The following is a 10,356-nucleotide window of genomic DNA, read 5'->3' on the forward strand; positions in this document are numbered from 1 at the left end:
ACCAGCGCATTGAGCACGCCAATCAGCCAGCGCTGCTGACGAATGCCGGGCGCCTTGCTCACCGCCAGCGCAAAAATAGCGATGGCGGTGGCGACGAAGTTACCCTCAAACACCAGATAACGATTAAACACGCTGGCCGGCAGCCGATCGTGCTCAATGTCGACGACAAAGCGGTGCTGCTGCATCGCCTGCCACAGCGCCTGATGCTGCGTCAGCAGCCGATCGCTGAAGCTTTCCATTACGCCTCCTCCAGCGCAGCCTGCGCCACCGCCATAAAGTGCTTCACGCGCGCCAGTTCCACCGGGTTCCACCACACGCCATCAACCTTTAGCGTGCTGGCGACAATCACCCCCTGCGTGCGGCCAAGGATCTGGCAGACGTTGTCCGGCGTCACGCCTGAGCCCACCAGCAGCGGCAAGGCCGTTGCGGCGCGGATTTCGTCGATCTCACTCAGCGTGGCGCTGTCGCCGGTGCGCTGGCCGGTGGCGATCACCGCATCGGCTTCGAAGAAGTCGACGTCACGCGTCAGCTCCTGAATCGAGCGGTCGGCGACAATCGCGTGGCTGCCGTGTTTAACATGGCTATCGGCAAATACGCGGATATGATCGGCCCGCAGCTGATTGCGATAGCGCAGCGCTTTAGCGGCTGCCCCTTCGATAAAACCTTCATTGGCGATATAGGCATTGGCCCACTGGTTAACGCGCACAAAATCCGCCCCGCCGGCTAATGCCGTGGCAATTGCCGGGATTGCCGCATTGGCCAGCACGTTAATCCCCAGCGGTGCAGCAAAACGCTCGCGAATTTTATCGGTGATCACCGCCATAAATGCCGCCGTTTCCGGACCAATATCGTCGGGCTTGGCAAAGGGAATATCGCCATGATTCTCAACAATTAAACCGTGCACGCCGCCAGCGAGATAATTATCCGCATCGCGCAGGGCGCAATCGATAATTTCACTCACCGACTTACCGCGATATTTCGGCGAGCCGGGAAAGGCATCACAGTGAATAACCCCAATCACCGCTTTACTGCGTGAAAAAATATCTTGTATCGCGTTACTTTTTTCTGCTGATATAGAAGCCATCTCTTTCACCTTATTAACGAGAAAACTATGCGTGTCTATGTTGCAGGCAATATTGTGGTGGATGAAACCTGGTCCATCGATCAACTCCCTGAAAAAGGCGCCTCAATTCATGGCAAAAAAATTGCGCAGGATATCGGTGGCAAAGGCGCCAATCAGGCAATCATACTTTCGCGTTGCGGCATCGATACGCGCTTAATTAGCGCCACTGGCGATGATATTAACGGCCAGTGGATCCGCGAACGCATCCGGCACGAAACATTAACCTTACTGCCGTCTCAGTTTTTGTCTGCTCACAGTGACACCTCAATTATTTTTAATAGCAGCGATGGCGATAATGCCATTATTACTACCACCGCCGCGGCCGACGCGCTGGCAGCCGATATTATCCTGGCTTACTTAGCCGATGCCGCTGCCGGCGATATTCTGCTGCAGCAGGGCAATTTTTCTGCGGATAAAACCCGCCGGTTATTTAGCTGGGCAAAAGCGCACGGCTTAATCACGGTATTTAATCCTTCACCGGTCAATCCGGACTTCGCCGATCTCTGGCCATTGATTGACATCGCGGTAGTCAATCAACCGGAAGCCGATCTGCTGCAACCCGCCGGCGTTAACACACTGGTGATTACCCAGGGTGCTGCCGGTGCGCTGCTGATACGCGGCAATCAGCGCGTGTACTGCCCGGCGATTAACGTCGCGGCCGTCGATACCACCGGCGCCGGCGACACCTTCCTCGCCGTGCTGCTGGCGTCTGCCCTGCTGCGCGGCGTCGCGCCCGACCTGCTGGCGCTGCAGCATGCCAGCGCGGCGGCGGCGATCACCGTCAGTCGCACTGGCACGCTGAACGCGTTTCCCGATGCTGATGAATTACAACGTATTCTGGCGCAGCGCTAAGCCTGGGCGCAGACGTTCGCGTCTGCGCCTGGCAGTTACTTAAACAGCGAACGGTAGCTGTCCACGTTGGCTTTGGTCACCACCGTGGCCGGAACCAGAATGGTTTTGCTCACAGTTTTGCCGGCCGTCAGGCTATTCAGCGCTTTCAGCGCTTCTTCACCCATTTTCTTCGGATCCTGCTGCAGCACGGCGGTAACGTAGCCACCGTCAATGCCGCTGATGGCTTTTGCCGTCAGATCCCAGCCGAATACCTTGATGTCCTTCTGCCGCCCCTGGTTTTCTACTGCGGCAATGGCACCCAGCAGCGCCGGCTCGCCGGTGGCATAGATCGCGGTGAGATCCGGGTTGCCGGTAATCAGGTTTTCGGCAGCGGTCATGGCGTTATCCTGAATATTCTGGCCATCGACCACATCGGCGACCGTTATCTGGCTGTTGCTTTTAATCGTCTCTTCAAAGCCTTTCTGACGCTGGTTCTGGATGGCCGAATTGAGCGCGCCGACAATTCCCAGTCGCGCTTTGCCGCCCATCTCTTTCGCAACATAATCGACAAAGTATTTACCGAGGATTTTTCCGCCTTCGAGGTTATCTACGCCCACCTGCGCTGCCTGCGGACCGGCAGGCAATACGGCATCAATCGCAATCACCGGAATATTCGCCGCTGCGGCTTCTTTTATCGCTGGCATAATACCGTTGACATCGATCGCATCCACCAGAATGCCTTTCACTCCCTGCTGAATATAGTTTTCAATCGCATCGTTTTGCGCCACGGGATTATCGTTGGCGTTATAAATCACCAGCTGTTTACCGCTGGCTTTGGCCGCTTCCTGTGCGCCCTGATTCATCAGGTTAAAAAACAGCGCCTGCTGATTAATCTGGACTAACGCATAAGTGGGTGCGGCGTGAGCCTGAACGCATAATGAACCTGCGGCGAGTAAACCACTCGCAATGAACAGTGAACGCAGTTTTCCGCTGAAAGATGACATCATTGAGTTCCTCGTCGGGAATAATAATAACCAGCGCTTCTCAGCGACGTACCGCTGAGCGTTTTTTTTGGCAGGTAAATATCAGTTCAATGATTCTGAGCACGGCGATAATGCCGTGTTTTGATGCCGCCGGCGTTATCTTTTTCGGCATCCCATCCACTGGGAGTGCGGGGTGAAAAAAACAATGTCGGGTTGGGAAGTTAATCCCGGTACTGCGGTAAACGCTTTATACAATTCGCCCGACGAATTTTTTTGTCAAGTGTTTATTTCTCCAGCAATGCAATCGGGAAAGCGCTGTATTAGTCGCGCTTAACTGTGTTACAGATAAGCCACCCCGGCAAACATGGCGAAATGGATGAGTACAAAACGCGTGTTGTTATCTGACGTGGCAAAGCTGGCTGGCCTGTCAAAAGCCACGGTGTCACGCTATCTGAATCACAGTATTGTGCTGCCGCAGGACACCGTTGACCGCATTGAAAGCGCGATCCGCACGCTGGACTATCGCGGTAATTCTCTTGCGCGGCGTTTAAGCAAAGGCGGCAGCGAAACCCTGGGCCTGGTGTTGCCGGATATCACTAACCCGTTTTTTGCCGAACTGGCGGATGCCGCCGAAGAAGCGGCGTCAGCGCACGGTTACAGTCTGGTGCTGTGCATCACGCGCAACAACCCGGACAAAGAGGCGCAGTTTATCCGCTGGCTGGATACACGCCAGGTGGATGGTCTCCTGTTCACCACCAACCGGCCGGACAACGGCCTGCTGCGCGACGAGATCCAGCGGCAGCGCCATGTGGTGCTGCTGGATGAAGACATTCCCGGCAGTAACGTGCCGAAGGTCTTTGCGGACAACGTGCAGGGTGGCCGCATGGCCACCGAGCAGCTGATCGCCGCCGGGCACACACAGATTGCGTTTATCGGCGGCCCGGAGCAGCTGATGAGCGTGCGCGAACGCTATCTTGGCTTTTGCACCGCGATGCAGCAGGCCGGTTTAACCGTACCGCCGCAATGGGTGATGTATGGCAACTACGAACGCGAATTTGGTCAGCAGGCGTTGCAGCACCTGTTCCGCTGCACGCCGCGCCCTACCGCCGTGTTCGCCGCCAGTGACTATCTGGTGCTGGGACTGCTCGACGGTCTGCGCGCCATCGGCCTGCAGGCACCGGCGGCGCTATCGCTGGTCGGCTTCGATGACGCCAACTACAGCGATCTGACGCAGCCGCGTATCTCCACCATCCGCCAGCCAGCGCGCCAGCTGGGCCACACGGCGGTGAGCATCATGCTGCGCCTGCTCAACAACGACAGCAGCATCCCGATGGAGACACGTTTACCGGTGGAATGGATTGGTCGCGATTCGGTGGGATTTGTTAGCGATGTCCCAAAATGAGGCAAAACTGCACAATTATGGCGCAAAAAGTGAGCGATTTTTTCCGTTAGCGGTATAGTGAGTAAACCGGTTTACTTGCTGATTACATAACATACGATGTATTACAACAAGTTAGCCGCGAGTGCAGTGCCTGTTATTCAGGCTGGCATGGATGCTGCAATGTCATACCTGGCGAGTAAATATCATTGTAGCGTTTACCCTGTTGCTGTGAATTAAGGGTTTATCTGACAGGTAAACCGGTTTACTAGATTGTAAATCGTGTCAGATAGCCTCTTTTTCGCGACCGGCTAAACATTTCCCACAGGCGTTGATGGGAGTGATCCAATGCAGCAATTACCAGCTCTTCCGGCCCGGGTGGAGATGATTAACATCACCAAAACCTACGGCTCAATTCGTTCTCTGCGCGGCGTCAATCTGCAGCTGGCCCCCGGGGAAGTGCTCGGTCTGGTGGGCGACAACGGCGCCGGCAAATCGACGCTGACCAAAGTGCTGTCCGGCGCGGTGATCCCTACCAGCGGCGCGATCCGCATTGATGGTGAACAGCAGCACTTCAGCAATCCAGCGGATTCGCGCCGTTGCCATATCGAAATGGTTTATCAGGATCTGTCGCTGTGCGACACGGTCGACGTGGCCGGTAACCTGTTCATGGGCCGCGAACCGACCAGACGCATCCTCGGCGTGCCGTTTCTCGATCAGGCCACAATGCATGCGCAGGCGCGTGAGATGCTGAAAGGTCTGGGCATCTCGATTCCTGATACCCGTCTGCTGGTGCGTAACCTCTCCGGCGGGCAGCGTCAGGCGATTGCTATCGCCCGTGCCGCCGCGTTCGATCCTAAAGTGCTGATTATGGATGAACCCACTGCCGCGCTGGCGGTAGCGGAAGTCGAGGCGGTGCTGGAGCTGATTCGCCGCGTGTCGGCGCGCGGCGTCAGCGTGATCCTCATCACCCACCGGCTGCAGGATCTGTTCCTGGTGTGCGATCGCATCATGGTGATGTACGAGGGCACTAACGTGGCCGATCGCCGCGTGGCGGACACCAGCCTGAGCGATATCGTCAACCTGATCGTGGGTGAGAAATTTACCGCGCAGTCCGCGGCAGCACACTGAGGTAACAGGATGAGCATCATGAATTTAGGCAGTTCACGCATGATCCAGCACTCTCTGCCGCGCCGCTTGTTGCATAACCATTCGGGTGTGGTGAGCATCGCGCTGTTTTTTGTCTTTTGCTGCGTGGTGTTTTCGCTGATCACCAGCAACTTTCTTACCAGTACCAACTGGCTGAATATCATCCGGCAAAGCGCGCCGCTGCTGATCGTCGCCACCGCGATGACGCTGGTGATTACTACCGGCGGCATCGATTTGTCGGTCGGCTCGACGCTGGCGCTGGTGGGCGCGCTGTCGGCCATTGCGCTTAATAACTGGGGCCTGCCGTGGCCGGTGGTGCTGATTGGCGGGCTGCTGCTCGGCGCGCTGGTGGGCGCCATCAACGGCTTCTTTATCGCCTGGGAAGGGATACCAGCATTTATCGTCACGCTGGCCACGCTGGCGGTGGTGCGCGGCATCGCGCTGCTGGTGACGCAGGGCTATTCGATTCCGGTGCCGGCTGACAGCCTGTTTACCTTTATGGGTCGCGCCTGGGTGCTGGGTATTCCCATGCCGGCGCTGATCGGCATCGTGGTGCTGCTGGCCGGTCACATTGTGCTTAATCACCTGCGTTTTGGCCGCTACGTCACCGCCATCGGTGCCAACGCGGAAGGCGCACGCCGCAGCGGTATCAATACCAAAGCGGTGACCATGAAAGTGTACATTCTCAGCGGCATGGCGGCGGCGCTGGCTGGCATGATCATCACCGCACGCCTCGGCAGCGGCTCCTCTAACCAGGGCGAAGGTTTTGAACTGCAGGTCATTGCCGCGGTGGTGCTGGGCAGTACCAGCCTGTTTGGCGGCTTTGGAACCGTGATCGGTACGCTGCTCGGCGCGCTGTCGATTGCCATCATCCAGAACGGCCTGATTTTGTCGCATATCTCGCCGTTTTATACTCAAATCGCCACCGGCACCATCATTCTGCTCGCCATCTGGCTCAACACCCGCATTCTTAACCCGAGCCGCGCGCCCGCCAAAGGATAGCCCATGAAAGGATCAATTTTTCGCCATGCGGATCCGTTGCCGCTCGGCGTCAGCAGCGGCGAAGTGATGACGGTACTCGGTCCGCTGCCGGTGGCGGAGATGGGCGTCACGCTGATGCACGAGCACATTTTACTGGATGCCTCCGGTAAATGGGTGCCGCCCTGCTGCTGTAGCGACCGCCACATTGCTGAAATGCCGGTGCGCATCGAGAACCTCGGCGAGCTGTCGCTCAACCCGCTGATGAGTCGCGACAACTGCCAGCTGTTTGACGTCGATACCGCGATTGACGAGCTGATGAAATACCGCGCGCTGGGCGGCGAAACGGTGATCGATCCGACCAATATCGGCATCGGCCGCGATGGTAAAGCGCTGCAGCGCATCGCCCGTCTCACCGGCCTGAATATTGTGATGGGCACCGGTCTGTATCTGGAGCCGTCGCATCCCGAGTGGGTAAAAACCATCAGCGTGGAACAGCTGACCGACAAGCTGATTTTCGACCTCGGCGGACTGCCGGAGAAGCCGGAGGTGCTGGCCGGGCTAATCGGTGAAATCGGCATATCCAGCCGCTTCACGCCCGATGAAGAAAAATCGCTGCGTGCCGCCGGGCGCGCCAGCGCGGCCACCGGCGTGCCGATTCAGGTGCATCTGCCGGGCTGGGAGCGGCTCGGCCATAAGGTGCTGGATATTCTGGCGCAGGAAGGTGCCGATCTGCGCCACACCGTGCTATGTCACATGAACCCCAGCTTTGCCGACAAAACCTACCAGCGCGAGCTGGCGGATCGCGGCGTGTTCCTCGAATACGACATGATCGGCATGAGCTACTACTACGCCGACGAATCGGCGCAGTCACCGTCCGATGAGGAGAACGCGCGCGCCATTTGCGCACTGATCGACGACGGTTATCTGCCGCAGATTTTGCTGTCGCAGGATGTCTTCCTGAAAACCATGCTGACGCGTTACGGCGGTCACGGCTATGGCTACATCCTCAAACATTTTGTGCCCCGCCTGAAACGTCATGGCGTCAGCGGCGAACAACTCGAAACCCTGATGATCACTAATCCGCAACGGGTGTTTGGCGGATAAACGGAGAAGTTGGCATGCAAAAGAACGTCTTGCTGGTCGGTGAATCCTGGACCAGTACCGCAACGCACGTAAAAGGCTTTGATCAGTTTGCTACCGCCACCTGGCACAGCGGTGCGGCGGATTTTCTCGCTGCGCTGCAGGATAGCACCTATGCCGTCACGCATATGCCGGCTCACGCCGCCGCCACTGATTTTCCGCAGACGCTGGAGGATTTGCAGCGCTGGGACGTGATTATTCTGTCCGATATCGGTGCCAATACCCTGCTGCTGCATCCGGACACCTGGCTGAAAAGCCGGCGCACGCCCAATCGCCTGGCGCTGATTCACGACTATGTTGCCGCGGGTGGCGCATTGATGATGGTGGGCGGTTATTACAGTTTTCAGGGGATTAACGGTGGCGCACGCTATCGCAATACGCTGGTGGAGAAAGTGCTGCCGGTGCGCTGTCTGGCCTGGGATGACCGCATCGAAACGCCGGAGGGCAGTTACGCCGAGGTGACAATGTCACACAAAGTGGTTACCGATCTTCCCGGCGACTGGCCGTGGCTGCTCGGTTACAACGAAGTGGAGATGCAGCCGGAAGGCACGCTGCTGGCCACCGTGGCGGGCACCGGCCATCCGCTGCTGGCGGTGCGCGAATATCAGCAAGGCCGCTCGCTGGTGTGGACCAGTGACATGTCAGCTCACTGGCTGCCGGAAGAGTTCAGCCGCTGGCCGGGCTATCGCCAGCTGTGGATCAACTGCCTCGACTGGCTGACGGAGCGTGACTGATGCCAGCGCGCTCACTGCCTCTGGCGCAGCAGCTGCTGAGCTTTGACACCATCAATCCACCGGGCAATGAGCTGGCCTGTGTGCAATTCCTCGCCGCGTGGCTACAAGAGCAGGGCTTCATTGTCGAACTGACGGGGTTTGGCGAGCAGCGCGCCAACCTGATCGCCCGCCTGCCGGGCCAGATGCCGGGCAAACCGCTGGCCTTTACCGGCCATCTGGACACCGTGCCGCTGGGTAATCAGCCGTGGCAGTTTGATCCGTTTGGTCACGACATTGATGGCGACCGGCTCTACGGGCGCGGCGCCAGCGATATGAAAGCGGCGGTAGCGGCGTTTGTGCTGGCCTGCGTGCAGCATAAAGCGGCGATTGCTGCCGGGCGCGGCGTGGTACTGCTGCTGACCGGCGGTGAAGAGACCGGCTGCCATGGTGCGCAGGCGCTGATCGCGGCCGGGCAGTTGCCTGAAATTGGCGCGCTGATCGTGGGCGAGCCGACCGCCAACCAGCCGGTGATCGGCCACAAAGGCGCGCTGTGGCTGCGCTGCGAAACGCGTGGCAAAACCGCGCACGGAGCCATGCCGGAGCTGGGTATCAACGCCATCTACCTAGCGGCTGATGCGCTGGGTAAAATTCGTCACTTTTCACCGGGCGCGCCGCATCCGCTGATGAAACAGCCGACGCTGAACGTCGGTCGCATTGAGGGCGGCCTCAACATCAACTCGGTGCCTGACCGCGCCGCGTTTGATGTGGATATCCGCAGCGCGCCCAACCTGCAACACGCGGTGATTCGCCAGCAGCTGGCGACCTTTCTCGGTGACAGCGTGCACATCAGCACGCTGGTCGATCTGCCAGCGGTGCTGACCCCGGAACGGCACCAGTGGATTCAGTCGGTGTACCGTGCCTGCGAAGCCGTGACGCAGCAACCTGCGGAAGCGCGCATCGTGCCCTATTTTACCGATGCCTCACTGCTGATGCCGGCGCTCGGCGATCTGCCCTGCATTATTCTCGGTCCCGGTGAGCCGACGCAGGCGCACCAGACTGATGAATACTGCCTGGTGAGCCGTCTGAGCGAGGCTGAGCAGATTTACGGGCAGCTCATCGCTGAATGGATGCGCTGAGTGCCGCTGATGCGCTAAAAGCGGATTTTTTCCCTCTGCGCCGCCGGAAACGCCCTGCAGCCTGTTACACTCGTCGGCTATAACAACTTTTTAACGTCAGCGGCGCAGTGTGCTGGCGTTATTACGCAGGATAGTCGCGGTTATGCCCGTCAATTTTGACCTCAACGATCTCTACGCCTTCCGCGCGCTGGTGGAGTACGGCAACTTTCGTCTGGCGGCGGAGTCAATCTGCCTGTCGCAGTCAGCGCTCAGCCGCAGAATTGAGAAGCTGGAAGCTGCGCTCGGTGCCCGGCTGTTTGACCGCACCACGCGGCGCGTCACGCTGACGCTGTATGGTCAGAACTTTGCTCAGCGCTCGGAGCAGTTGCTGGATAATGTCGAATCGATGCTGGCCGACGTCGAGCGCGCCAGCCAGGATCGCACTGGCCTGATCACCGTCGCTACCGTGCCCTCAGGCGCTTACTATTTTATGCCGGAGGTGATCCGCCGCTTTCAGACGCGTTACCCGCGCGTGCGCATCAAGCTGATTGATAGCAGCGTCGGCAACGTGATGGATGCAGTGAGCAGCGGACAGGCCGATTTCGGTATCTGCTTTGCGCGCAATTTACCGCCGGAGCTCACCTTCACGCCGCTGGTGGAGGATGTTTACGTCGCCGCCTGTCGCCACGATCATCCGCTGGCGACGCGCCAGCAGCTCAGCTGGCAGGAGTATTTTGCGCAGGATTATGTGGCGCTGGATAAGGTGTCCGGTAACCGCAATCTGCTGGACAGTGCGCTGGCGCATCTTACGCCCGCCCGGCAAAGTATCTGCGAAACGCGCCATGTCACGACGCTGCTGGGGATGGTAGAAGCGGGCATCGGCATTGCTGCCGTGCCCGCGATGTCGATGCCGGCGAACGGGCATCCGCTGCTGCGCCAGCTG

General features: G+C 58.6%; 10 protein-coding genes and 1 pseudogene. 8 read left to right on the forward strand and 3 right to left on the reverse strand.

The features are described from left to right. Both ERD80_RS16930 and ERD80_RS16935 read right to left on the reverse strand, forming a co-directional pair. Window positions 1-239, reverse strand: a pseudogene (locus ERD80_RS16930) (TenA family transcriptional regulator); the annotation flags it as partial. Beyond that, entirely contained in the window at window positions 239-1,084 is an 846-nt protein-coding gene (locus tag ERD80_RS16935; RefSeq protein ID WP_058770146.1) for a BtpA/SgcQ family protein, read from the reverse strand. The gene ERD80_RS16935 and the pseudogene ERD80_RS16930, both read right to left, overlap by 1 nt. Before the next feature lie 27 nt (window positions 1,085-1,111). On the opposite strand from ERD80_RS16935, the gene ERD80_RS16940 reads away from it, so the two are divergent. After that, entirely contained in the window at window positions 1,112-1,975 is an 864-nt protein-coding gene (locus tag ERD80_RS16940; RefSeq protein ID WP_136547738.1) for a PfkB family carbohydrate kinase, read from the forward strand. A gap of 35 nt (window positions 1,976-2,010) precedes the next feature. Here ERD80_RS16940 and ERD80_RS16945 read toward each other — a convergent pair whose 3' ends face one another. Continuing rightward, the gene (locus ERD80_RS16945) at window positions 2,011-2,961 is read right to left on the reverse strand and encodes a substrate-binding domain-containing protein (RefSeq protein ID WP_058758765.1); all 951 of its coding nucleotides are present in this window, start codon (window positions 2,959-2,961) and stop codon (window positions 2,011-2,013) included. 340 nt (window positions 2,962-3,301) lie between these two features. Between ERD80_RS16945 and ERD80_RS16950 the strand changes: the two genes are divergently transcribed. The 7 genes from ERD80_RS16950 to ERD80_RS16980 form a co-directional block, all read left to right on the forward strand. Beyond that, on the forward strand, window positions 3,302-4,339 hold the full coding sequence (locus ERD80_RS16950; RefSeq protein ID WP_031280100.1) for a LacI family DNA-binding transcriptional regulator: 1,038 nt from the start codon (window positions 3,302-3,304) through the stop codon (window positions 4,337-4,339). A 360-nt stretch (window positions 4,340-4,699) separates the two neighbouring features. Further along, on the forward strand, window positions 4,700-5,446 hold the full coding sequence (locus ERD80_RS16955) for an ATP-binding cassette domain-containing protein (protein WP_021509459.1): 747 nt from the start codon (window positions 4,700-4,702) through the stop codon (window positions 5,444-5,446). Between the two features lie 18 nt (window positions 5,447-5,464). Beyond that, window positions 5,465-6,466, forward strand: coding sequence for an ABC transporter permease (locus tag ERD80_RS16960; RefSeq protein WP_164861075.1), 1,002 nt, complete (start codon window positions 5,465-5,467; stop codon window positions 6,464-6,466). Window positions 6,467-6,469: 3 nt separating this feature from the next. Further along, complete coding sequence (locus ERD80_RS16965) at window positions 6,470-7,549, forward strand: phosphotriesterase-related protein (RefSeq protein ID WP_136547740.1); 1,080 nt, start codon at window positions 6,470-6,472, stop codon at window positions 7,547-7,549. Window positions 7,550-7,563: 14 nt separating this feature from the next. Next, window positions 7,564-8,319 (forward strand): glutamine amidotransferase, encoded by a 756-nt coding sequence (locus ERD80_RS16970; protein WP_136547742.1) that lies wholly within the window; start codon window positions 7,564-7,566, stop codon window positions 8,317-8,319. Then, window positions 8,319-9,434 carry a M20 family metallopeptidase gene (locus ERD80_RS16975; RefSeq protein ID WP_136547744.1) on the forward strand — a complete coding sequence of 372 codons (1,116 nt, stop codon included), beginning with the start codon at window positions 8,319-8,321 and terminating at the stop codon, window positions 9,432-9,434. The genes ERD80_RS16970 and ERD80_RS16975 overlap by 1 nt, the downstream gene beginning before the upstream one ends. 142 nt (window positions 9,435-9,576) lie before the next feature. Beyond that, window positions 9,577-10,356: LysR family transcriptional regulator (locus tag ERD80_RS16980; RefSeq protein WP_136547746.1), on the forward strand; the 780-nt coding region annotated here is incomplete at its 3' end.

Origin of the sequence: Pantoea sp. R102 (genome assembly GCF_004916815.1) — a bacterium.
Lineage (GTDB): Bacteria > Pseudomonadota > Gammaproteobacteria > Enterobacterales > Enterobacteriaceae > Pantoea > Pantoea dispersa.

Bases quoted from the DNA above. Each gene is read 5' to 3' on its own strand.
- ERD80_RS16935 (WP_058770146.1), bottom strand. From the start codon at position 1,084: ATGGCTTCTATATCAGCAGAAAAAAGTAACGCGATACAAGATATTTTT.
- ERD80_RS16940 (WP_136547738.1), top strand. From the start codon at position 1,112: ATGCGTGTCTATGTTGCAGGCAATATTGTGGTGGATGAAACCTGGTCC.
- ERD80_RS16945 (WP_058758765.1), bottom strand. From the start codon at position 2,961: ATGATGTCATCTTTCAGCGGAAAACTGCGTTCACTGTTCATTGCGAGT.
- ERD80_RS16950 (WP_031280100.1), top strand. From the start codon at position 3,302: ATGGCGAAATGGATGAGTACAAAACGCGTGTTGTTATCTGACGTGGCA.
- ERD80_RS16955 (WP_021509459.1), top strand. From the start codon at position 4,700: ATGATTAACATCACCAAAACCTACGGCTCAATTCGTTCTCTGCGCGGC.
- ERD80_RS16960 (WP_164861075.1), top strand. From the start codon at position 5,465: ATGAATTTAGGCAGTTCACGCATGATCCAGCACTCTCTGCCGCGCCGC.
- ERD80_RS16965 (WP_136547740.1), top strand. From the start codon at position 6,470: ATGAAAGGATCAATTTTTCGCCATGCGGATCCGTTGCCGCTCGGCGTC.
- ERD80_RS16970 (WP_136547742.1), top strand. From the start codon at position 7,564: ATGCAAAAGAACGTCTTGCTGGTCGGTGAATCCTGGACCAGTACCGCA.
- ERD80_RS16975 (WP_136547744.1), top strand. From the start codon at position 8,319: ATGCCAGCGCGCTCACTGCCTCTGGCGCAGCAGCTGCTGAGCTTTGAC.